This is a genomic window from Geopseudomonas sagittaria, from assembly GCF_900115715.1.
GTDB lineage: Bacteria > Pseudomonadota > Gammaproteobacteria > Pseudomonadales > Pseudomonadaceae > Geopseudomonas > Geopseudomonas sagittaria.
Map to the genome: position 1 here is coordinate 1 of NZ_FOXM01000003.1, position 23,426 is coordinate 23,426.

A 23,426-nucleotide genomic window follows, 5' to 3' on the forward strand; every position below is an offset into this window, starting at 1 on the left:
GTGCTGGCAGCCGGCGCGCCGCTGGCTGACCTGCTGGTACCGGAATGGGCCGCCGCCCAGGAAGAGTTTCTCGCCCTTGCGCGCAGTGGCGATGCCGAACTGCTGGCGGCAGCCCGCCAGCGCCTGCGCCTGGCCGGGATGCCGGCGACGTTGATCGCCCGGGTGGAGCGCAGCGGCAAGGCCCAGCCAACCCTGACCATCGCCAGCCCCATCAGCGGCGTGTTGCAGGAACTGGCGGTGCGCACGGGCATGAGCGTGGCGGCCGGCGCAACCCTGGCGCGGATCAACGGCCTGGACAGCGTCTGGCTGGAGCTGGCGGTGCCGGAAGCCGAGGCCGGGGTGCTGGCCGCCGGCCAGACGGTCGAGGCGCGCCTGCCGGCCTTCGCCGGCGAGGTGCTGACGGGCCGGGTGGCCGCCATCCTGCCCGAGGCGAACGCCGATAGCCGTACCCTGCGCGTCCGCGTCGAACTGGCCAACCCCGACGGGCGCCTGCGACCGGGGTTGACAGCGCAGGTACGCCTGAATCGGGCGAGCGAACAGGGCGTGTTGTGGGTGCCGAGCGAGGCCGTCATCCGCACCGGCCGGCGGGCGCTGGTCATGCTCGCCGAAGACGCAGGGCGCTACCGGCCGGTCGAGGTGCGTCCAGGGCAGGAAAGCGACGGCCGGACGGTGGTGCTGAGCGGCCTGGAAGAAGGCCAGCAGGTGGTCGTCTCCGGACAGTTCCTGCTCGACTCCGAGGCCAGTCTCAGGGGACTGGTTGTGGAGACGACGGCAACGCCGGAGCCTGCCGTCGATCTTCCCGCCCTGCATGAAGCCGAGGGGACAGTCGTCGAGATCGGCGACCTGAGCGTGACCCTCGCCCATGGCCCGTTCCGCACGCTGGGGATGCCCGGCATGACCATGAGTTTCCCGCTGGCCGATCCGATCCTGCAGCAGGGGTTGAAGGTTGGCGATCGGGTGCGCTTCGCGGTGCGCGAGAGCGACGCAGGGCTGGTGGTCGAACGCCTGGAAAAGCAGGGAGACCAGCCATGATCGCCGCGCTGATCCGCTGGTCGGTAGCCAACCGCTTCCTGGTCCTGCTGGCCACCCTGCTCGTCACCGCCTGGGGCGTCTGGTCGCTGCGCAGCATCCCACTCGACGCACTGCCGGACCTCTCCGACGTGCAGGTGATCGTGCGCACCCCCTATCCGGGGCAGGCGCCGCAGATCGTCGAGAACCAGGTCACCTATCCGCTGACCACCACCATGCTCTCGGTGCCGGGAGCGAAAACGGTACGTGGCTACTCGTTCTTCGGCGACAGCTACGTCTACGTGCTGTTCGAGGACGGCACCGACCTCTACTGGGCGCGCTCGCGGGTGCTGGAGTACTTGAGCCAGGTGCAGAGCCGCCTGCCGGTGGGCGCCCGGCCGGCGCTGGGGCCGGATGCCAGCGGGGTCGGCTGGATCTACCAGTACGCCCTGGTGGATCGCAGCGGCCGCCACGACCTGGCGCAGCTGCGCGCCCTGCAGGACTGGTTCCTCAAGTTCGAGCTGAAGACCGTCGCCAACGTCGCCGAAGTGGCCACCGTCGGCGGCATGGTCAGGCAGTACCAGGTGCTGCTCGATCCGCCCCGACTGGCCAGCCGGGGCATCACCCAGGCCGAGGTGATCGCGGCCATCGGCCAGGCCAACCGGGAAACCGGCGGCGCTGTGCTGGAAATGGCCGAAACCGAGTTCATGGTGCGCGCCTCCGGCTACCTGAAGACGCTCGACGACTTCCGTGCCATCCCGCTCAAGCTCGGTGCTGGCGGCGTGCCGGTGACCCTCGGCGACGTCGCGAGTATCCAGCTGGGACCGGAGATGCGCCGCGGCATCGGCGAACTCGACGGCGAAGGCGAAGCGGTCGGCGGCGTGGTGATCCTGCGCAGCGGCAAGAACGCCCGCGATACCATCGCCGCGGTCAAGGCCAAACTCGACGAGCTGCAGGGCAGCCTGCCCGCCGGGGTGGAAATCGTCACCACCTACGACCGCAGCAAGCTGATCGACCGCGCGGTGGCCAACCTCGGCCACAAGCTGGTCGAGGAGTTCATCGTCGTCGCCCTGGTCTGTGCGCTGTTCCTCTGGCACCTGCGCTCCTCCCTGGTGGCCATCATCTCGCTGCCGATCGGCGTGCTCATCGCGTTCATCGTGATGCGCCACCAGGGGATCAACGCCAACCTCATGTCCCTCGGTGGCATCGCCATCGCCATCGGCGCCATGGTGGATGCGGCGGTGGTGATGATCGAGAACGCGCACAAGAAAATCGAAGCCTGGCACGCGGCTCATCCCGGGGAGACACTGACCGGCGAGCGCCACTGGCAGGTGATGACCGACGCCGCCACCGAAGTCGGGCCGGCGCTGTTCTTCTGCCTGCTGATCATCACCCTGTCGTTCATCCCGGTGTTCACCCTGGAGGCCCAGGAGGGCCGCCTGTTCGGCCCGCTGGCCTTCACCAAGACCTACGCCATGGCGGCCGCCGCCGGCCTGGCGGTGACCCTGGTGCCGGTACTCATGGGCTACTGGATTCGCGGACGGATCCCGCGGGAGGAGCGCAATCCGCTGAATCGCTGGCTGATCCGCCTGTACCGGCCGGCGCTGGACGCGGTGCTGCGCCGGCCCAGGACCACCCTGCTGGCGGCACTGCTGGTGTTTCTCAGCGCGCTGTGGCCGATTTCCCGCCTCGGCGGCGAATTCCTGCCGGCGATGGATGAGGGCGACCTGCTCTACATGCCTTCGGCGCTGCCCGGGCTGTCGGCGCAGAAGGCCGCGCAGCTGCTGCAGCAGACCGACCGCCTGATCAGGACGGTCCCGGAAGTCGAGCATGTGTTCGGCAAGGCCGGACGTGCCGAAACCGCCACCGACCCGGCGCCGCTGGAGATGTTCGAAACCACCATCCAGTTCAGGCCGCGCGCGCAGTGGCGACCCGGCATGACGCCGGAGCGGCTGGTGGAGGAGCTGGACCGGGTGGTCCAGGTGCCGGGACTGACCAACATCTGGATTCCACCGATCCGCAACCGCATCGACATGCTCGCCACCGGGATCAAGAGCCCCATCGGGGTCAAGATCGCCGGTACCGATCTGGCGGCGATAGACGCAGCCACCCAGGCCGTGGAGCGTGTGGCCAGGGACGTGCCGGGGGTGAGCTCGGCGCTGGCCGAACGCCTGACCGGCGGGCGCTACGTCGACGTGGACATCGACCGCCGCGCGGCCGCCCGCTACGGGCTGAACATCGCCGACGTGCAGTCGATAGTGGCCAGCGCCATCGGCGGCGAAAACGTCGGCGAGACCGTCGAGGGGCTGGCCCGTTTCCCGATCAATGTGCGCTATCCCCGCGAGTGGCGCGACTCGCTCGGCGCGTTGCAGCAACTGCCGATCCATACGCCGCAAGGCAGCCAGATCACCCTGGGCACGGTGGCCAGGATCGCGGTCAGTGATGGCCCGCCGATGCTCAAGAGCGAGAACGCCCGCCCCTCGGGCTGGGTGTATATCGACGTGCGTGGGCGGGATATCGCCGCCGTGGTCGCCGACCTGCGCCACGCCGTCGATGCCCAGGTCCGTCTGCAGGCGGGAATGAGCCTGAGCTATTCGGGGCAGTTCGAGTACCTCGAGCGGGCCAACGCCCGGCTGGCGCTGGTGGTGCCGGCGACCCTGGCGATCATATTCGTGCTGCTCTACCTGACCTTCGCCCGCTTCGACGAGGCCCTGCTGATCATGGCGACCTTGCCGTTCGCCCTCACCGGCGGGGTATGGTTCCTCTATCTGCTGGGCTACAACCTGTCGGTGGCCACTGGCGTCGGCTTCATCGCCCTGGCCGGAGTGGCCGCCGAGTTCGGCGTGATCATGCTGCTCTATCTGAAGAACGCTTGGGCCGCGTGCGAGGCGGCCGGCGAGCACAGCGAGCAGGCACTGCTGGAGGCGATTCGCCAGGGTGCCGTGCAGCGCGTGCGTCCCAAGGCAATGACCGTGGCGGTGATCGTCGCCGGCCTGCTGCCGATCTTCTGGGGCAGCGGCACTGGCAGCGAGATCATGAGCCGTATCGCCGCCCCGATGGTCGGTGGCATGCTCAGCGCACCCTTGCTATCCCTGCTCGTCATCCCGGCGGCCTATCGACTGATGCGCCGCTCGTCCCCCCACCAAGCGTCAGCTGAACGACCCTCCAACTCCACAGGAGCAACCCTGCGATGAAATACGTCCTTGCCACCATCCTGACCACCACCCTCGTCCAGACCGCCGCAGCGGCGGATCTGCAGGACAAGCCCATGGACAGGATGCCAATGGGTCAGCCCATGCCGATGGAGCAGCCGGCCAGCGTGGCCCCCACCGCCAAGGCCAGCGGCACGATCAAGGCGATCGACGCCGGCAAAGGGACTGTCACGCTCGCGCACGGCCCCGTTCCCAGCCTGCAATGGCCGCCAATGACCATGGGCTTTGCCGCAACGCCCGAGCAGCTGAAGGGGCTGAAGGTCGGCGACCAGGTGAATTTCGAATTCCAGAGCCAGGGCATGACCGCCAGGATCGTCTCCATTCGGAAAGCCGATTGAGCCTGGCCCCTTGGCGCACGACGGAGCAATCCAGGCAAGGGCCATGTAGCGGATTTCAGATTGAAGGGGGCATGCCCATCAGCAATGCCCCCCAAAAAACCAACCCGGAGCCCGCCACTGGCGGACTCCGGGTCCCGGTTGCCTACACGCGCCGCGGTCAGACGGCCGCAGGCTTGCTGATCAGGTACTGGCTGGTCGGCAGCACGTCGATCTTGTCGTAGTCGATGAAGCGGTTGCAGCTTTCCATCATCGCCGCCAGGTTACGGCGGAACTTCTCCTCGTCGCCGGGAGCGTCGAAGAAGCTCTGCGGGTCGGTCATCGCCGCCGGCGGGAAGCACTCCTCGACGATGGCCTCGATGGCCGGCGCGCCGCGGGTCAGCGCGCGCACCACCACGTTCTGCACGTACTGGAAGTTGTCCTGGGTGTCGATCGCCACCTGGGTATGCCGGTTGTGCCAGATGTCCAGCCAGGCCTCGTGGGTGAGCCGCGGCGGGCGGCTGAGGAAGGCCAGCTGGGCGAAGCCGTAGGTGCGCTCGCCCAGAACGGCCGGGAAACGGGTGTTGCGGATCGGCACCGACTCGGTGACCAGGTAGGCGGCCATGCGCTCCACTGCGGCGGCGATCACCTCATCGAACGGGCGGCGGAACTGCGCGATGGCGCTGTCGAGCCACAGCGACACCGTGCCGTCCATCAGCGGTTGCAGGTTGGCCTGGCGCAGGCCGGCGGCCGGCTCGACCGCGGCGTCGGCGACGTTCACCTGCAAACCGCGGGCGCCGAGGGCCAGCAACTGCTCGGCGACCTCGTTACGCAGGAGACGGGCGAATTCTTCGGGGTTGGTCTGGCGCTCGCGCCAGACGACGTAGACGACTTTTTCCATGGATACGCTGCCTCTGAAGGGATGGAACGTGCCCGAACCAGGGCCCGGGCGCTTGGGAATGGTGGTCAGATCACCCGCGCCGGATGCGGCACACGCGGCTCGCCCAGCTGCTCGCGGTAGGACGGCGGCAGGCGGCCACCCTCCTCGCTGATGCCGTAACCCGGTGCCAGCTCGGCGGTCACCAGCGTCTGCCCGCTCAGCCCGGCCAGCGCCGGGTCATTGAGCAGGGCGTGGATCACCCGGCCGTTGAACTCGGGGGTTTCCGCCTGGGCGAGGAAGGCCTCGTACTGGTCGCGGCGCTGCTCGCCGGCAATCGCGGTGCGTTCGGTGCGCTGCGGGCCCAGCCACAGGGACACCGCGGCGACGCCGGTGCCCTCCAGATCCACGGCCATGTCGGCGGCCAGCTTGTCGCAGCCGGCCTTCTGCGCCCCGTAGGCCGGGCCGTGCATGTAGCAGCTGGCCCCGTAGGAGGACACGAAGGTGATCAGGCCGTGGCCGCCGGCCACCAGCAGCGGCGCGGCGTAGTAGCTGGCGACGTAGGCCGAGCGCAGCCCGACATCGAGGATGCCGACCAGCTCCAGCGGCTTCTCCCAGAACGGGCCGGGATCGATGAGGTTCTCGTGGAGGAAGGTGGCGTTGTTGACCAGCAGGTCGAGGCGCCCCTGCTCGCGACCGACCTGCTCGAACAGTGCCTTGACCTGTTCGTCGTCGCCGTGGTCGCAGGCCACGGCGATGCCCACCCCGCCGGCGCGGGTCACCGCCTCGGCGGTTGCCTGGATGGAGCCCGGCAGCACCTGGCCGCGCAGCTGCGAGCCGCTGGTCGCGGTCGAGCGGCCGGTGACGTAGACGACCATGCCGGCGTCGCCCAGCGCGAGGGCGACGCCCTTGCCGACGCCGCGGCTGGCGCCGGTGACCACGGCGACCTGGCGATTCTCTGAACTCATGCTTGATCCTCTCGGTGATGGTGCTGAAGGGCGGAGCGGCACCGCGGAATCGGCCGGCCGCGGCCGTGCCGATCCCGCGGTGTTTCAGACCTCGAGCGGTTGCGCCTGCGATCCGGCGTTCGCTGCCGCGTCGCTGCGGTTGCCGATATGGTTGGCCGCCAGGTAGCCGAAGGTCATCGCCGGCCCGATGGTCGAGCCGGCGCCGGGATAGGTGGCGCCCATCATCGAGGCGGCGGTGTTGCCGATGGCGTACAGGCCGTCGATCGGCTGACCGTTTTCGGCGAGCACGCGGGCCTGCGCGTCGGTCAGCAGGCCGCCCTTGGTGCCGATGTCGCCGGCGTCGATGCGCATCGCATAGAAGGGCGGGCGCCGGAGCGGCGCGAGGCAGGGGTTGGGCTGGACGCCGGGGTCGCCGTAGTAGCGGTCGAACACCGAGTCGCCCTTGCCGAAGTCACGGTCGATGCCCGCCTCGGCCATGGCGTTGAAGCGCGCGACGGTATCGACCAGCCCCTGGACATCGACGCCGATGTCGCGCGCCAGCTCGGCCAGGTTGTCGGCCTTGTGGATGCCCCGGCGCACCTGCGCGCACAGTTGCCGGTCCGGCTGAGCGTAGCCGGGCAGCAGCGGGCCGCAGGGATACTTGTGGCGGTATTCGGCGTCGAACACCAGCCAGCACGGAATGCTGCTCTTCTGTTCGCTGTGGTTGGCGTACATGGCGTAGACGATGTCGGTGTAAGGCGCGGCTTCGTTGACGAAGCGCGCGCCTGCCGAGTCGACCAGGATGCAGCCCGGCAGGGCGCGCTCGACGAACAGCGCACGCGGCTTTTCTTTGCCCTCGACGTGCACGGTCGGCGCCCACCAGCTGTGCTCCATCAGCGCGGTGGCGGCGCCGAGCGCCTGGCCGGCGCGGATCGCGTCGCCGGTGTTGTTGGGCGGCGTCGCGCTCCAGTTGGCCTGCGAAGGCTGCGGGTGATACTGGTTGCGCATGGCCTGGTTGCGCTCGAAGCCGCCGGCACCGAGGATCACCCCGCGGCGCGCCCGGATACGCAGGCTGCGGCCGTCGCGCTGCACAGTCGCGCCGATGACCCGGCCGTTTTCCGCGATCAGCGCCTGTAGCGGGCTTTCCAGCCACAGCGGCACCCGGCGGTCGCGCAGCGAACAGCGCAGCGCGGCGACCAGCGAATTGCCGAGGGTGAGGTAACGGTCGCGCCGCGAGCGCAGGCGGCCGGGGATGTCGCTCCAGTAGCGCCACATCACCTTGAGGGTCGCGCGCATCCAGCCCGGAGCGCGGCAGATCATCACCCGCGCCTCCTTCATGGTCATGCTCATCCGTCCCAGCATCAGGGTGTTGCCCGACGGCGCGCGCATCAGCTCGAAATCGTCGCCCAGGTCGCGGGCGTCGAAGGGCAGCGGGTCCATCGAGCGATAGCCGCTCTTGCCGCCCTCGACCTCCGGGTAGTAGTCGGCATACTCCGGCTGCGCCTCGAAGTGCACGCGGGTCTGCCGGTCGAGGTATTCGACCATCTTGCGGGCGTTCGCGACGTAAGCCCCGATGCGTGCATCGTCCACCAGGCCGCGGGTCACCGTCTTGATGTAGTGGATGGCATCGTCAGGCGAGTCCTGTCCGCCCAGAGCGGCGATGCGATGGTTGTCGGGAATCCAGATGCCGCCCCCGGAAATGGCCGAGGTGCCGCCGTAGCGGTCGCTCTTCTCGACCAGCAAGACCTGCAGGCCGAGGTCGTGGGCGCGCAACGCCGCAGTCATCGCCCCGGCGCCGCTGCCGACCACCAGTACATCGCAACTGAGGTCCCAGACACCCTTCCCTTCGCTCATCGCCTTGCTCCTGGAGTTCTTGTTCTGCGAGCCACGGGAAGCAGGCGCCTTGCGAGCCGGTTCCCGTCAAACGGTTGTCCGGATTTTTGTCGGCGTGACCGTGCGTCACATCGTCCGATGGGACTAATCAAAAAAACACCGCAACTTCGGCAAACAAGTACCTATCCATCGCTTAGTCCCATCGGACGATGCCCGGCCTCCGGACTCTTCACATAGTGGTCACCAGCATCAGCGCCTTCGGGCAATCGCAGTCCCGGGCATCCGGCAGATCGCCCGGGCAATGGGCGAAACAATGTCTCCACGGCGCGACAGGTTGAGTGAATCCGCTTGAGCGTCTTTGCGCGGCATCCTCGAAAGGGGTGCCGCGCTTTTTTATCCAGCACATGCCAGCAGCACACTGCCGGCGGGCAGATTGGCTCCGGCGACACGCCCCGTGCCGCCAGAGGATATTGGTCGGAAATTAGTCTTTTCGGACGAGGTCGCCACTGCGCACGCTGCTATGGTGGGCACACAGCCACCGGACTCCTGTGTGGGCCCGCTACCGGAAGCAATGGGAACACCATTACCCTGACCCGGGCCGCGCCAGGCTTTCCACCTGCAGTCGAATCGCTGGGACTCAGCATGCATAACAACAAGATCCTGCCCGCCTCGCCGTCGCCGTTCAGCCCGCTGAAGATCGGCCCGCTGACGCTGAAAAACCGTTTCATCAAGTCCGCCACCAACGAAGGCATGGCCAGGGGCGGCACGCCCTCGAAGCAGCTGGTGCGCTTTCACGAGGCGATGGCTGCCGGCGGCACCGCGCTGTCCACCGTCGCCTACTGCGCGGTGAGCCGCGACGGCCGCACCTTCCCCGACCAGATCACCCTCGATCGCGACGCCGTCCCCCACCTGCGGGTACTGACCGATGCCGTGCATCGCCACGGCGGCGCGGCTTCGGCGCAGATCACCCATGGCGGCTGCTTCACCTTCCTCGAGGAGCTGTCCACCCGCCGGCCGCTGTCGGCCAGCGGCGGCTTCAACAAGGTCGGCATCATGAGCGGCCGCTTCCTCAAGCAGGCGATGAACGAAGCCGACATGCACCGCATCGCCGACGAGTTCGCCAACGCCGCCCTGCTCGCTCGCGAGGCCGGCTTCGACGCCGTGGAGATCCACATGGGCCACGGCTACCTGCTCAGCCAGTTCATCTCGCCGCTGTACAACCAGCGCCGCGACGACTGGGGCGGCAGCCTCGACCGGCGCCTGCGCTTCCCCTCCCTGGTGCTGCGCCGCGTGCTGGATGCGGTGGGCCGCGACCTGGCGGTGATCTGCAAGTACAGCGTCACCGAGGGGGCGAAAGGCGGCCACACCGCCGAGGACGGCGCCGCGGTGGCGCGCATCCTCGAGCGCGAAGGCGCCCATCTGCTGGTGCTGAGCGCGGGAATGAACGTCGAGTCCACCACCACCCTGTTCGGCTCGTCCTTCCCCAAGGAAAACCGCGTCAGCGTCAGCAACCCCATCGTGCGCGCGGCGATGACCATCCAGAGTTTCACCGAGCCCAAGGTGGAGTTCCGCGAGCTGTACCTGCTCGAGCATGCGCGCAAGGTACGCGCGGCAGTCAGCATGCCGCTGGCCTATCTGGGCGGCGTGAAGACCCCGGCCAACGTCCACCAGGCACTCGGCGAAGGCTTCGAGGCGGTGGCCCTGGGCCGCGGGCTGATCTTCGATCCCGAGTTCGTCAACAAGCTGGCCGCGGGTGGCGACGGCGCCTCCGGCTGCACTTCCTGCAACCGCTGCGTCGCCATGATGTACACCCCCGGCGGCACCAGCTGCGTGCTGGGTACCCCCGGCGATCCGCAGCTCAACGCCCAGCCCGCCCGCTCCTGACCAACCTGTAGGGGCGAATTCATTCGCCCCAAAATACCCCGCCAAGGCGAGTGAACTCGCCCTACGGACCGGGCTTGCCCTGCCTCCGGCCACGCCCCGAACAACAACGACCCAAGGAGATGCCCGACGTGACCCAGCGCGATGAACCCGGTAGCCCCCACTGGTATTCCCCCGTTCGCCAGCCGGAAAGGGTGGCCGACGCCGCGGCCGTGCCGTGGGACGATGCCGCCGACTTCGTGGTGGTCGGCTACGGCGGCGCCGGCATCGCCGCGGCGCTGGAGGCCGCCGAGCACGGGCTGGAGGTCTTGGCGATGGATGCCTTCGACGGCGGCGGTTCGACGGCGATGAACGGCGGCGTGGTGTACGCCGGCGGCGGCACCGCGATCCAGCGCGAAGCGGGCGTCGAGGACTCGGTGGAGGACATGTTCCGCTACCTCAAGCTGGAGACCCAGAGCGTGGTCAAGGACAGCACCCTGCGCCGCTTCTGCGAGCAGAGCCCGCAGATGATCGACTGGCTGAGTCGCCACGGCGTGCGCTTCGACAGCACCCTGTATGCGGGCAAGACCTCCTATCCGCCGCCGGGCTATCACCTGTACCACTCCGACAGCTCGCTGTCGCCGCGCGCTGCGGCCGTCGCTCGGCCGGCGGCGCGCGGCCACAAGGTCTACTCGCCGCCCACCTCCGCCCCCATCGGCTTCGGCGTGCGCATGACCGATCCGCTGCGCGAGCGGGCCAGTCGGCTGGGCGTGCGCTTCATGGCGCAGACCGAGGTCCGCCAGCTGATCGTCGACCACGACGACAACGTGGTGGGGGTCAAGGTCCTGCAGATTCCGCCCGGCGCGGCGGCAGCGGAATTCAGCCGGCTGATGCAGCAGGCTGCGCGCTTCCAGTTGATGCTGCCGGCCAGCTTTCCCGGCTCCGGCCTCACCGGGGCCATCGCCCTGCGCTACTGGCGCAAGGCCGAAGCACTGAAGAGCACGCATGCCGTCGAGCGGCGCATCCGTGCCCGCCACGGCGTGTGCCTGAGCAGCGGCGGCTTCATCCAGAACCGTGCGATGGCCAACCATTACGCGCCGGGCTACGCCGACAGCATGCCGCTGGGCTCGCTGGGCGACAACGGCAGCGGCATCCGTCTCGGCCAGAGCGTCGGTGGCGCCGCCGACCGGCTCGGGCGGATCAGCAGCTGGCGCTTCCTCAACCCGCCCAAGGCCTTCGCCGAGGCCATGCTGGTCAACGGCCGCGGCGAGCGCTACTGCGACGAGATGCTCTACGGCGCCGCCATCGGCCAGGTGATGGGCGACGAGCAGAACGGCGCCGGCCTGCTGATCCTCGACCGTGCCCTGTACCGCAAGGCATGGCGCCAAGTGCGCAAGGACGACATGCTGCCGTTCCAGCGCCAGCCGGCGATCCTCGCCCTGCTGTTCGCCTCGCGCAAGGCGCGCACCCTCGCGGAGCTGGCGCGCAAGTGCGGCCTCGATCCCCAGGTGCTCGGCAAGACGGTCGACGACTACAACCTGGCAGCGGCCGGCTGGCAGGCCGACCACTTCGGCAAGGACCAGAAGGACATCCACGCCATCGCCGAGGGACCGTTCTACGCCATCGACGTATCGATCCGCAGCCGCCTGTTCCCCCTGTCGGCGATGACCGTCGGCGGCCTGCGCATCGACGAGGACAGCGGCCAGGTGCTGCGCGCCGACGATACGCCGATCGGCGGGCTGTACGCCGCCGGCCGCACCGCCATCGGCCTGCCATCGCACCTGTACATCTCCGGACTGTCCGCCGCCGACTGCATCTTCTCCGGCCGCCGCGCCGGCGCGCATGTCGCCGGCCAGCGGGCGCTGCAGCAGCCGATGCAGGCACAGGCCCAGCACGCCTGAGCCGATCTGGCGGGCGGCGCCTGCTCTCGTCGTCCGAGCAGCAGGCATGGCCAGGCAATCGCATGAGGTGTGGCGCGAAATTATTCGCGGACGGTGGGGTGGTATCACGGGCGTCCGGTCGCCGCAGGTACCACTCCGCCGAACTCCCGGGTCGCCAGGTCGAGACGCTCGACAAACGCCTCGACCACTACGTTTGCCTAGCGCGCCGTCCCGTCACGGGGCCTATAAAAAAGAAAACTCCGGGTTTCGGCCGTCTTGATGTATTCCTTCGCCCAAGCCGGCTTCACCGTCCTGTCGTGAAAATACAGAGCGCCACGGGTTCGGTCCTTGAGCTGCTGGTTGAGCGCCTTGCGCGCGACTTCCTTGGCCAGGGCATAGCGGTCGTCTTCCTTGACCTGATCCGGACGCCCGTCGCACCACCACGAAAACTCGCAGGCATGCTGTTCGGAACCTTGCTTGACCACCGCGCATACCGTGTCTGGAAAGCCTTCATGGCCCAGCCGGTTCATGACCACGCTGGCGACGGCTTCCATCTCGACAGCCGCCCCGCCTTTGATTTCCCAGTAGATGCTGCGTGCAAGGCAGGTGATTGCATCGTCCAGAGGCGCTGCGCCTGCGGGATCGACCGCCTGCACTTCGGTGGGGGTGATGGCCTCGGACTTGCGCACAGGTGTCTCGCTGCCCTCCTCTGCTGCTTTCTGTTCCAGAACCTGCGCCTTGTCTTCAGCGTCTTCAGCCGTTCCATTTTCTTGCTCCTGGCTAGTCATCAAGAACAGAAGCAAGAACAGAAGGATAATCGCGAAACAGGTAGCTACCCATTTGAATCGCATGGTCGACCCTTCTGCGAAAACTGGCTTGAGCGCTGAAACGGCAAAGTTGTAGCGCTGACTCGACTTGATTGTAGTCGCCAGACGTCCTGCCAGCCGGCCACCCGGAGTCGCCCCCATCGAGAGAAATCCGCAAGACCTCGACCTTGAAAAACGCCGAGGCCGCCGCTCCCGCGGGATTCGGCCGGCCCGCAGGGCGCGGCCGCTATCGTCCGACAGGACTAGCCGGGACCGGTCATGTCCGCCCGCCGACAACTCCCTAGATTGGTCCCACGAACAACAAAAAGGTGTGACCATGAACAACGCAACGGCAAGACCCGATCTGCGGGTGGTGGTGATGGGCGCCGGCATGGCCGGCATTCTGAGCGGCATCAAGCTGCGCGAGGCGGGCTTCGCCGACGTGACCATCTACGAGAAGGCCTCGCGCATCGGCGGCACCTGGCGCGAGAACACCTACCCCGGCCTGACCTGCGACGTGCCCTCGCACGCCTACACCTACTCCTTCGAACCCAACCCCGACTGGAGCCGCTTCCTGCCGCCGGGCGCGGAAATCCAGGAGTATTTCGAGCGCACGGTGAAGAAGTACCGGGTCGACGAGATGATCCGCTTCAACGAGGAAATCGTCCGCTGCGAATTCGTCGACGGCCGCTGGCAGCTGGAGATGAAGAGCGGCCTCACCGACAGCGCGGACATCGTCATCGCCGCCACCGGCGTGCTGCACCACCCCAGCACCCCGAACCTGCGCGGCCTGGACAGCTTCCGGGGCGACCTGCTGCACAGCGCGCGCTGGGATCACAGCATCCCGCTGGACGGTCGGCGCATCGGCATCGTCGGCAACGGCTCCACCGGCGTGCAGATCGTCTCGGCGCTGGCCGCCCGCGCCGGCAAGCTCAAGCACTTCCAGCGCACCGCACAGTGGATCTTCCCGGTCGAGAACCCGTACTACAGCGAGGAGCAGAAGGCCGCCTTCCGCGCCGACCGCGCCCTGCTCAAGCGCATGCAGAACGAGGAAACCTACCTGGCCAACGTCGAGCGCTTCACCAACGCGGTGCTCGACGCCAACTCGCCGGGCATCCTCGAGATCGAGGCCATCGCCCGCGACAACCTGGAGAAGAGCGTCAGCGATCCGGTGCTGCGCGAAAAGCTGCGCCCCACCTACCGCGCCGCCTGCAAGCGGCTGATCTACTCGCCCGACTACTATCAGGCGATCCAGCATCCGAACGCCGAGCTGGTCACCGACGGCATCGAATGCATCGAGGCCGGCGGCGTGCGCACCCGCGACGGCCAGCTGCACGAGCTGGACGTGCTGGTGCTGGCCACCGGCTACAAGCCCGACCAGTTCATGCGCCCGATGCTGATCACCGGCCGCGACGGCCACACCCTGGAGCAAGCTTGGGCCAAGGGGCCGACCGCCTACATGGCGATCTCGATTCCCGAGTTCCCCAACCTCTTCATGCTCAACGGTCCCACCGGGCCGGTCGGCAACTTCTCGCTGATCGACATCGCCGAGCTACAGTGGGGCTACATCGCCCAACTGATCGAGCTGGTGCGCAGCGGCCAGTGCCAGGAGGTGAGCGCCGCACAGCCCGCGCTGGATGCCTACGACGTAGCCCGCAAGGACGCCGCACGCAAGACGGTGTTCGGCTCCGGCTGCAACAGCTGGTACCTGGACGCCGACGGCATCCCCAACACCTGGCCGTGGTCGCAGCAGCGCTTCAAGGATGAGATGGCGGGGCCGAAGCTGGAGGCTTTTGTGCTGCGTTGAACTGGAGATGGACGGGTGTCCCGCTGGATTGGCGGGGTGCCCGTTGTGATTTGGACGATTGCCGACGGGCGACTACAGCACCCTGCCCGTCCGCTTATCGCAGCGGGCAGGCAGCTTCCTCCCGGCTCCTCGAAACGCCAATCCCGACAAACATGGCCAGTGCATCAGCGGGCTGGTGCTGTCTTGCTCTTCACCTGTCAGCCAATTTGTTTGGGCCTGGCCACGGATGGCGTTCGGGTTGACCAATGCCGCAGGCGCGACTGGCAGCAAGCGGCCAGGAGCAGTCATTCGATGCGTCTCCAGAAATGGGGGCGACGCCCCCTGAGCAGCGACACCCACGACCTCGTCAGCACCGCGCTGGCTGGGTTCGATCGAATCTACCTGCCGGGCTACCGCTACCAGAAGTTGGCGTCACTCTCATGAACTTGGTGGAACCGGGACGGGCCCAGACCGACCTCTTTGCGCCGGTGTCACGCAACAGTAGCCAGGAGCTGATGGATGGTTCCGACGGGCCGCGTGCCTGAAACCAGGGCGCGTACCCATACTTGTGATCTTTCACTAAGCCTTGGGAGATGGCGAGATGCTGCGCGGAGCTGAGAACAACGAGCTTTACCGGGAATACTACGAGATCCTGTGCACTCCAGAAGCTAAACACGCGTTCTTGTACATGGTTGGATGGGCCTCAACGCTGAAAGGCTATGACTTCTTCCCTGGCTCGCACGGGCACATCAAGGATTTTCGTTTCTTGCGTGGCAACGACTGGGATTTTGCATTCATTCCGAACCAAAGATGGATGTTGTTCTATTTCAGGAAGCCATGCCTTCGGCTCCAAAAATATTCGCGCGAGGAAATCCTTGGTCGAATTCCCGGTGCAAAAGAAACTAACGCTGGAGAGCTTACTGTCAGACTTGAAAATGTGAGCGACGTAATACGTTTGGCTGGCTACATCGAAAGCTAGATCCAAAAGGGGACTGGACCACCCCCGCTCCGGTAGACATCCCCGACCTATGCAAAGGGTCGGAAGCGGCCCTTCGTGAGTGATCGCTTCTGGTCGATAGATGTCTTTCTGCGCAGGTTCTCATTGTGGTCACGTATAGAGTTCGTCCCACTCTTCTCCCAATATCCATCGTAGGGCTGATAGCTTTCCGTTGATCATTCCCCACTCAAAGTCATTCCACGGGCCAGTGTCCTCGTACTTATCTCTTACCTTTTGCGCTGATGCCAATGCTCCTTCGAGGATGTGATGATGTATAACATCATTCCCGTAGCGCTCAGTACCCTCTGGCACGATCTCGATCTCACCACTCTCAATACCGTACATCCTGTTCATGTGCCTGTTGTACCAAACCTTATCTACGAGTTCATCCATCGCTTCTAATATCTCTTGGAGTCCTCGTGTCTGGTCTTCCCAGAAGAACTCGTGCTCGTAGTGAAATTCTTCCATGTCGAGCAGGTCGTCAATAGCCGAGTTTATCGAATTGAAGTACATGGAGGTTTTGCCATCAAAGATCTCAGCGAAATCTGCGTGAGGCTCTCTGTGGTCAGTACCTGAAAAATCGGTCACGTTATGCGTCACGAACCGAAAGCTATCGAAGCGGCCAGGGTGCTCTGCCCGATATTCTTGGAACGCTTCGGCTAGTACCGCATCAGCAATGCTATTCTTCTGTTTGTGAAAAGGAGCTCGCTTGGCTATTGCTCGCTCAGCAGCTTTTATTTTGGCTGAGCTTGAAATTTGGATTTGAATTGCAGACTCAAATAGCTTAACTGCGCGATTAACGGATGCTTCATTTGCTTCGGATAGTATCGGCAGTCGATGATTCACATCATCTATAGTGGCTAGCGCAATCTGCTTTCCATCGCCACCAAAGGATTCGATTATTCCTTTGACTAATTTGCACTCGGCAGACAGCCGTTTACGTGTCGCATCTATAACTCTCTCTTTGTTTCGATTGTACTCTGCAATTACCAAGTCTGGTACTAGGATCTTAATGGCCTCGATTTCAACTAGATGCTCTAGGGCGGCGAGCATCGGCAGATCTGCTTTTTTGGAAGAAATATCCAGCCAAACGCAGGTGTCGAGCAATATTAAATGCATTGAAGCTCCATTTATCCATGTCTATTCGCTAAGCTTTTCTTTGGTCAGCACCTGATGCTGGCCTATTAACACTAAAAATTCTGAGTCGCCTCTAGGTGTTTCGTGGTTACGTCTGGACGCGATTCTTGGTCGACTGCACTCTATCACCAGCGGCCGCTTTTGGCCGACAGCTGCCGGTCACGACACCGAAGATCAGCTCATGCCCCGCGACGATGCCCCACCAAGGCCGGCAAGCGACCTGCCCTATCGCCGCCCCAGGCCAGCTACGCGGCTAGACTCCATGCCTCAGCCCCAATCGCGGAGAGCCAAGATGGTCAGCAAGAACACGATATGTCTCTGGTATGACGGCACTGCGTTGGAGGCTGCGACCTTCTACGCCGCGACCTTCCCGGACAGCGCGGTGGGTGCTGTCCTGCGTGCGCCTGGCGACTACCCGGCGGGCAAGCAGGGCGATGTCCTGACCGTCGAGTTCACGGTGATGGGCATCCCTTGCCTCGGGCTCAACGGCGGGCCGGCGTTCAGGCACAGCGAGGCTTTCTCGTTCCAGGTGGCGACCGACGACCAGGCCGAGACGGACCGTTTGTGGAACGCGATTGTCGGCAACGGTGGTCAGGAAAGCGAATGCGGCTGGTGCAAGGACAAGTGGGGGCTGTCGTGGCAGATCACCCCCCGCGTATTGTCGGCCGCGATTGCCAGTCCGGATCGTGCAGAGGCCAAGCGCGCGTTCGACGCGATGATGACCATGCGCAAGATCGATATCGCGGCGATCGAAGCGGCGCTGAAGGGGTAACCCGAGTTTGGCTGTGCAGTCCCTGGCAGTCATTGTGCATTCCTGAGCCCTCATCAGGAGAATGTGCCCATTCGGGATGGCTGCTTTTTTGATCGCTCCCACGCTCTGCGTGGGAGTTCCTTACTGGACGCTCCGCATCCGCTCCTGTGACGCAGAGCGTCACTGGCTGCGTTCCCACGCGGAGCGTGGGAACGATCAATGGGCTCGAACGCAAAAAAGCCCTCCCCACATGGTGGGGAGGGCTCCGTTTCTACCGCTTGCTACCGGATCAACGACCCCAGCGAGCCGCCGCCTCGGCGCTGAACATGGCTGGCGTCCAGTTTTCCTTGGTTTCCAGGACTGGCGCGCCGGTCTCGTTGGCGATGTTGTCCACCAGGTAGGCGCCGGAGATCAGGTCATGATGCGCGGCGATGCCCCAGTAGGGAGTCTGCGACTCGTAGGCCCACATCCAGTTGCCCAGCACGGTACGCCACAGCTGGCCACGGCCGTCGTACTGGTCGGACAGCGCCGAGCCCCAGGTGTCCTCCTGGATGTAGAACACGCGCTTGGCGTATTGGTGGCGGAAGCCGGGCTTGAGGGTGGCCTCCAGTACCCAGACGCGCTGCAGCTCGAAGCGCATGGGGTCGGTGTTGACGTGGCCCTTGTGCTTGATCAGGTCGGCGATCTTCACGTCGGCCTGGTTGGTGCCGAAGGCGTTCCAGGGAATGTACATCTCGCGCTTGCCGACGATCTTCCAGTCATAACGCTCGGGCGAGCCGTTGAACATGTGGTGCTCGTCGACGGTGCGGAAACCACCGGCGCCCTGCGGCATGTCGAAGCCGAACGAGGGGGCCTGGCGCACGCGGCGGGTACCCGGGTTGTACAGGTAGACATCGCGCGGCAAAGTCTTGTAGTTGAAGGTTTCTCGCGTGGCGTAGACGGTGCCCTTGTCGCGCAGCGGCAGGTGGGTCTTCTGGATGGTCAGCGACTGGATGCCGCCATATGGCGGAGTGAAGTCCGTGGTGTCGCGCATGGCCCCCGGTTCGGAACGCACGCCGAGGAACTTGTTCTCGGTCTTGCCCCAGGCCAGGTTGCCATCCGGGTAGACCACCACATCCTGGGTGGTCAGCTCGGTCTTGTGCGGCTGCGGGCCAGTGTTGTTGATGTTCCAGAGCAGCTCGAGGCCGGTTTTCGGAATCGGGAACGGGTGGGAGCCGGTCACCGCCTTCAGCCCGAGGCCGTCGTCGACCAGTTCGGCCGTGGTGGCGTTCTTCTTGAAGGCATCGCAGACCCAGTCGGGAAAGCGGAAGTCGCGGTGACTGGTATAGACCGGCATCTTGAAGGTGTCCGGGTACTTCTTGAACAGCGCCTTCAGCCCGTCGCTGAGCTTGTCGGCGTACTGATCCATGTTCTGCGCGGTGATGGTGAACAGCGGCTTTTCGCCGGCGTAGGGGTTTTCCCAGAACTTGCCGGTCCCCTCGTGCTTGATGTGGTCGGGTGCGCCCAGCCACTTGCCGGAAAACTCCGGAATGCTGCCGTCGGCGTTGCCGGCCTTCTCGGCGCCGGAGCAGGTCAGGTCCTTACCCAGGCGCGCGGCCTCTTCGGGGGATACCTTGGCCAAGGCGGACTGGCTGAAGGCGCAGAGGATGCCTGCACTCAGCAGGCTGGCTCGGAAAAGAGTCTTTTTCATCGCTGTCTCTCCTGCTCTTACAGGTTGTACTTGAAGTTGATGGCCACGAAGTCCCGATCGGCCAACGGTCGCTCCAACTGGTCGGCCGAACCCAGGTAGGCGTTATAGGTGGCGCCTACTTCGAAGTTGTTCAGGTATTTGAACTTGGCGCCGAGGCTGGCGCGCGAGTCGCCATCGCCGCCGAAGCCGAAGGTGCTGACGGAGGATTGATTGAAGGAGTGGCCGTAGCTGAAGGGCACATCCAGGTCCCAGCCGTTGAACACGTTCGGGTAGGTCATGGTCACCATGAACTGGCCGAACTGGGCATTGCGGTCGTTGGCGAGGGCGTCGATGCCGCCATCGTCCACGTCGTTGATGTGCACCGCGCCGAATTCGCCGGCGAAGGAGGTCTGCGGAGCGATCCAACTGTCTCCCCAGGTCTTCAGCATCGAAACCTGCGCCTGAGTCGCCTGACCGCGCGACACGCCGGTCTTGGTCAGCAGCGACAGGCCATCCTTGTAGCTGACCTCGCCGGAAACCTGCCAGTCGCCGAGGCGAGTGGAGATGCTGGCACCGGTCAGGTCGACATCCTCGAAGTACTTGAGGGTGTAGGAAGTCGGGAAGAAGGTGACGGGGTCGATGTTGAGCAGCAGGCTCGGCGTGCGCTCGTGGTAGCGCAGGCGGTAGGCGCCCACCTCGGTGTAGGGGGTGAGCTTGTAGCGCGCACCGACGCCCCACTCGCCGCCGTCGCGGGCGTTTTCGGTCTCGGTACGGGTCAGCGCCGCACCGAAGCCAAGCAGGGTGGCCATGTCGCCCGGGGCGAAGCGGATGAACTGGCCGCCCGGGCCGATCATGTCGGCGTAGGAGAAGTACTCGCCCGCCGGCGACAGCTCATACGGGTGGTTCTTGAACTGGTAGTAACCGAGCAGGGTCAAGTCATTGATCGAGAAGCGCCCGGAAGCCTGCAGCTCGGGGAGGAGGATTTCCTTGATCTCGGTGCCGGGGATGTTGCTCTTGGTGGCATCGACCGGCCCCTGCACCCCGGAAATACCGGAGATGAACAGGCTCTCGCCCCAGGCAACGACCTGGTTGCCGAGACGCATGTCGAGGAAACCGCTGTCACCCACGGTGGTGCCGCCATACACATAGGTATCGAGCAGACGGGTACGGCTGCCTACGCGGTCCTCGGCTTCCGAGGTGAACTCGTCGTGAGCGCCGAGTTTGTTGACGGTATTCGGCGAGTCGTTGTCGTTACTGGTGTTGTAGGCGAAGTCGTAGAACGTGGAGCCGCGGATCATCAGACCATAATCGCCCTTGTGGATATCCATTTCGGCGAGCAGGCTGACGCGATTGTTGAAGGCACTGCCGCGATCGAAGTTACGGTTGCCGTCGTCGCCGTTGATATTGCTCAACAGTTCGTCCGCCTGCTTTTCGGCACGAACATTGAGACCGTAGTTCAATGTGGTCAGGTAATCGACCTCGATACCATCGCCAAATTCGAAAGAGCCGGCATAGGCTGCGGGCATTACCAGAGCACTTACGGCACAGCCAAGCAGGCTGAGTTTGAAATGATGCGGCAAGCGGGATAGGCCGCGTTTCTTGTATTTGTAATTCATCAGTTCAGCTCCTCTTGGAGGACCTTGGTTATTGTTTTCCTGATACGCCCTTGAATCTCGGCAGACTCGCCATTTGCAAGGCGCACACTAGTTGGCTCCTGTCTCGACAACCGCACGCTGATCGCCGAGTGATTTCATGATTACCTGCCCGAAAGTCGCTCACATACTTGGTTCGGACTAGGCGGATCGGCGTCTTTCTGGCTATCGGGGAACACTTTTCGCAGGCACGAAAGTCCCCCTGCGCGTCGTACAGGCGCGCATTCGAAGTCACTGGAATTGCCGGGGGCTGACCTGTCGCTGACAGCCCCCGGAGTAGATCAGGCGGACGGAGCCACAGCGGGCTGCTTGCTGGCGCTGCGCTCGCCACCGACGTTCAGCCAACAGGCCAGGGCCGGCAGCAGCAGCACCGCGCCGAACACGTTGACCAGGAACATGAAGGCCAGCAGGATGCCCATGTCCGCCTGGAACTTCAGCGGCGAGAACGCCCAGGTGGCGACGCCAACCGCCATGGTCACCGCGGTGAAGATCGCCGCGGTGCCGCGCTGGCGCATGGCCTCGTAGAAGGCCGTGCGCAGGTCCTGCCCCTCATGCTCGATCTGGTGCTTGACCCGCTCGAACAGGTAGATGCCGTAGTCGACGCCCACCCCGACCCCCAGGGCCACCACCGGCAGGGTCGCCACCTTCAGACCGATGCCCAGCACCGCCATCAGGGCGTTGCACAGCACCGACACCACCGCCAGCGGCGCGATGATGCACAGCACGGCCTTCCAGGAGCGGAAGGTCAGGAAGCACATCAAGGTGATGGCACCGAAGATCGCCGCCAGCATCTCCACCTCGGCCTGCTCCACGGCCTCGTTGGTCGCCGCCATGACCCCCGCGTTGCCGCCGGCCAGGCGGAATGCCTCGTCCACGCGGAACTCGACGGGGAGGCCGGCCTCATCGGCCTTCGGCTGCTCGGCGATGAAGCGCTGGATCTCCTCGATCAGGTGATGCAGGGTCGCCCCTTCGTGGTCCTTGGTGTAGATCAGCACCTGCATCGCGGTGCAGCCCTGGGTGTTCATGCCCAGATCCGGGTTGTAGGCCTCGGCGCCCTGCTGCAGGGCCTGGCTGCTGCGCGGCAGCGCGGACCAGCGCGGGTTGCCTTCGTTGTTGGCGGTGATCCCCACCTTGGCCATGTCCGGGACGCTGACCACCGACTGCACGCCATGCACGCCGCGCATGAAGGTGGCGAAACGATCGACCGCATTCATCACCGAGTAGTGCAGGCAGGCGTCGCCCTCGAAGCCCTTGGCCTCGACCACGACACTGAGCACGTCCACGCCGATCGCGTAGTTGCCGACGATGCTGGCGTTGTCCCGGTTGTAGCGCGAGTCCTCGCGGAACTCGGGTGCGCCGCTGCCGATATCGCCGACCACCAGCTTGCGCGACTCGGCGATCCCCAGGCCGAGTAGGCCCAGGCAGACGACGGCCACCAGCAGGGCCGTGGCGGGATTGGTCACCGCCGACAGCTTCCACCAGAACGGATGACGCTGGCCGCCGGCGGTTCTGCTGCGGCGCGCGGAATCCTCCAGGCGCATGCCGGAAAGCAGGATCGGCAGCATCATCTTGTTGGTGATGATCATCAGCAGCACACCGAGGCAGGCGGTGATGCCCAGTTCGCGCACGCTGTCGATCTCGATGCGCATGATCACCGCAAAGCCCAGCGCGTTGGCCAGCAGGGCCAGGGCGCCCGGCACGAAGATATGGCGGAACGAGCTGTGCGCCGCGGCCAGCGAACTTGCCCCGCCCAGCACCTCCAGCTTCCAGGCGTTGGTCATCTGCACCGCATGGGACACGCCGATGGAGAAGATCAGGAACGGCACCAGGATCGACATCGGATCGATGCCGTAGCCCAGCAGCGGCAGCAGGCCGAGCAACCAGATCACCGGCAGCAGGGCCACCACCAGGGCCAGCAGGGTCATGCGCAGCGAACGGCAGTAGGCGAACAGCAGCAGCGCGGTGATGCCGAAGGCCAGCAGGAAGAACACGAACACCCCGGACAGGCCACTGATGATGTCGCCGATCAGCACCGGGAAGCCGATGATGTCGACCTCGATCTGCTCGCTGGCGTACTTGGCGCGCACCGCATCGAGCGCCTTGGCGATTTCGACGTAGTCGACCTTCGCGCCGGTCTCCGGATTGATTTCCTGCAGGTCGGCGCGGATCAGCGCGCCGCGCAGGTCGCTCTGCACCAGGCGGCCGATGACGCCGGCGCGCGCCACGTTGCGGCGCACTATCGCCAGGTCCTCTGCCGAGCCGCCGAACTTCGCCGGCACCACCACGTCGCCGTAAAAGCCCTGCTCGGTGACCTCGATGTAGCGGGTGTCGGGGGTGAACAGCGAGGACACCCGGGTGCGATCGACGCCGGGAATGAAGAAGACCTCGTCGGTCGCCTCGCGCAGGGCCTTGAGGAACTGCACGTTGTAGATGTCGCCCTCGCCCTTCCAGCGCAGGTTCACCAGCACGCGGTTGGCCCCCGGGAACGCCTTCTGGTACTCGGTGAAGGTCTGCATGTACGGGTGCTGCAGCGGGATCATCTTGTAGAAGCCGGGATCCAGCTTGATCCGGGTGGCCGTCGCGGCAAACACCACGGTCAGCAGGATGAACAGGAGCAGCAGCCAGCGGCGGTGGGCCATGAGCAGGTCGGCGCAGCGGTCGACCCACTGGGTATTCTTGTTGTTGTCCATGAGAGAG

Annotated in this window: 16 protein-coding genes and 1 pseudogene; 8 read left to right on the plus strand and 9 right to left on the minus strand. The window is 65.3% G+C overall.

The window, feature by feature from the left end; all coding sequences use genetic code 11:
- The 3 genes from BM297_RS04265 to BM297_RS04275 all read left to right on the plus strand — a co-directional run.
- On the plus strand, window positions 1–1,032 hold a 1,032-nt coding region (locus BM297_RS04265), incomplete at its 5' end, for an efflux RND transporter periplasmic adaptor subunit (RefSeq protein WP_139231017.1).
- Window positions 1,029–4,202: an efflux RND transporter permease subunit gene (locus BM297_RS04270; RefSeq protein WP_092428661.1), complete on the plus strand. Its 3,174-nt coding sequence runs from the start codon at window positions 1,029–1,031 to the stop codon at window positions 4,200–4,202. The genes BM297_RS04265 and BM297_RS04270, both read left to right, overlap by 4 nt.
- Window positions 4,199–4,558, plus strand: a complete 360-nt coding sequence (locus tag BM297_RS04275) for a copper-binding protein (protein WP_092428663.1) — start codon at window positions 4,199–4,201, stop codon at window positions 4,556–4,558. The genes BM297_RS04270 and BM297_RS04275 overlap by 4 nt, the downstream gene beginning before the upstream one ends.
- 157 nt (window positions 4,559–4,715) lie before the next feature.
- Here BM297_RS04275 and BM297_RS04280 read toward each other — a convergent pair whose 3' ends face one another.
- The 3 genes from BM297_RS04280 to BM297_RS04290 all read right to left on the minus strand — a co-directional run bounded on the left by BM297_RS04280 (window position 4,716) and on the right by BM297_RS04290 (window position 8,212).
- Complete coding sequence (locus BM297_RS04280; protein ID WP_092428665.1) at window positions 4,716–5,435, minus strand: EthD domain-containing protein; 720 nt, start codon at window positions 5,433–5,435, stop codon at window positions 4,716–4,718.
- 65 nt (window positions 5,436–5,500) lie between these two features.
- On the minus strand, window positions 5,501–6,379 hold the full coding sequence (locus tag BM297_RS04285) for an SDR family NAD(P)-dependent oxidoreductase (RefSeq protein WP_092428667.1): 879 nt from the start codon (window positions 6,377–6,379) through the stop codon (window positions 5,501–5,503).
- 84 nt (window positions 6,380–6,463) lie between these two features.
- The gene (locus BM297_RS04290) at window positions 6,464–8,212 is read right to left on the minus strand and encodes an FAD-binding protein (RefSeq protein ID WP_092428669.1); all 1,749 of its coding nucleotides are present in this window, start codon (window positions 8,210–8,212) and stop codon (window positions 6,464–6,466) included.
- Window positions 8,213–8,833: 621 nt separating this feature from the next.
- On the opposite strand from BM297_RS04290, the gene BM297_RS04295 reads away from it, so the two are divergent.
- Window positions 8,834–10,075 carry an NADH:flavin oxidoreductase gene (locus BM297_RS04295; protein ID WP_092428671.1) on the plus strand — a complete coding sequence of 414 codons (1,242 nt, stop codon included), beginning with the start codon at window positions 8,834–8,836 and terminating at the stop codon, window positions 10,073–10,075.
- A 128-nt stretch (window positions 10,076–10,203) separates the two neighbouring features.
- The gene (locus BM297_RS04300) at window positions 10,204–11,952 is read left to right on the plus strand and encodes an FAD-binding protein (RefSeq protein WP_245768204.1); all 1,749 of its coding nucleotides are present in this window, start codon (window positions 10,204–10,206) and stop codon (window positions 11,950–11,952) included.
- A 107-nt stretch (window positions 11,953–12,059) separates the two neighbouring features.
- Here BM297_RS04300 and BM297_RS22075 read toward each other — a convergent pair.
- Both BM297_RS22075 and BM297_RS04305 read right to left on the minus strand, forming a co-directional pair.
- Window positions 12,060–12,140 (minus strand): annotated as a pseudogene (locus BM297_RS22075) (hypothetical protein); the annotation flags it as partial.
- 9 nt (window positions 12,141–12,149) lie between these two features.
- Window positions 12,150–12,782 carry a cell wall hydrolase gene (locus BM297_RS04305; RefSeq protein ID WP_092428675.1) on the minus strand — a complete coding sequence of 211 codons (633 nt, stop codon included), beginning with the start codon at window positions 12,780–12,782 and terminating at the stop codon, window positions 12,150–12,152.
- Window positions 12,783–13,074: 292 nt separating this feature from the next.
- Between BM297_RS04305 and BM297_RS04310 the strand changes: the two genes are divergently transcribed.
- Complete coding sequence (locus BM297_RS04310; protein ID WP_092428677.1) at window positions 13,075–14,544, plus strand: flavin-containing monooxygenase; 1,470 nt, start codon at window positions 13,075–13,077, stop codon at window positions 14,542–14,544.
- A gap of 580 nt (window positions 14,545–15,124) precedes the next feature.
- Window positions 15,125–15,502: a hypothetical protein gene (locus BM297_RS04315; protein WP_092428679.1), complete on the plus strand. Its 378-nt coding sequence runs from the start codon at window positions 15,125–15,127 to the stop codon at window positions 15,500–15,502.
- Between the two features lie 129 nt (window positions 15,503–15,631).
- On the opposite strand, the gene BM297_RS04320 is transcribed toward BM297_RS04315, so the two are convergent.
- Window positions 15,632–16,639: a PIN domain-containing protein gene (locus BM297_RS04320; protein WP_092428681.1), complete on the minus strand. Its 1,008-nt coding sequence runs from the start codon at window positions 16,637–16,639 to the stop codon at window positions 15,632–15,634.
- Window positions 16,640–16,949: 310 nt separating this feature from the next.
- On the opposite strand from BM297_RS04320, the gene BM297_RS04325 reads away from it, so the two are divergent.
- Window positions 16,950–17,429, plus strand: coding sequence for a VOC family protein (locus BM297_RS04325; protein ID WP_092428683.1), 480 nt, complete (start codon window positions 16,950–16,952; stop codon window positions 17,427–17,429).
- 268 nt (window positions 17,430–17,697) lie between these two features.
- Here BM297_RS04325 and BM297_RS04330 read toward each other — a convergent pair whose 3' ends face one another.
- The 3 genes from BM297_RS04330 to BM297_RS04340 form a co-directional block, all read right to left on the minus strand.
- A complete protein-coding gene (locus BM297_RS04330) occupies window positions 17,698–19,098 on the minus strand; it encodes a DUF1329 domain-containing protein (protein ID WP_092428685.1) in 1,401 nt (466 codons plus the stop codon).
- A gap of 17 nt (window positions 19,099–19,115) precedes the next feature.
- Window positions 19,116–20,693, minus strand: a complete 1,578-nt coding sequence (locus tag BM297_RS04335; RefSeq protein ID WP_092428687.1) for a DUF1302 domain-containing protein — start codon at window positions 20,691–20,693, stop codon at window positions 19,116–19,118.
- Between the two features lie 317 nt (window positions 20,694–21,010).
- Window positions 21,011–23,419 carry an efflux RND transporter permease subunit gene (locus tag BM297_RS04340; protein ID WP_217648239.1) on the minus strand — a complete coding sequence of 803 codons (2,409 nt, stop codon included), beginning with the start codon at window positions 23,417–23,419 and terminating at the stop codon, window positions 21,011–21,013.
- Window positions 23,420–23,426 lie beyond the last annotated feature (7 nt).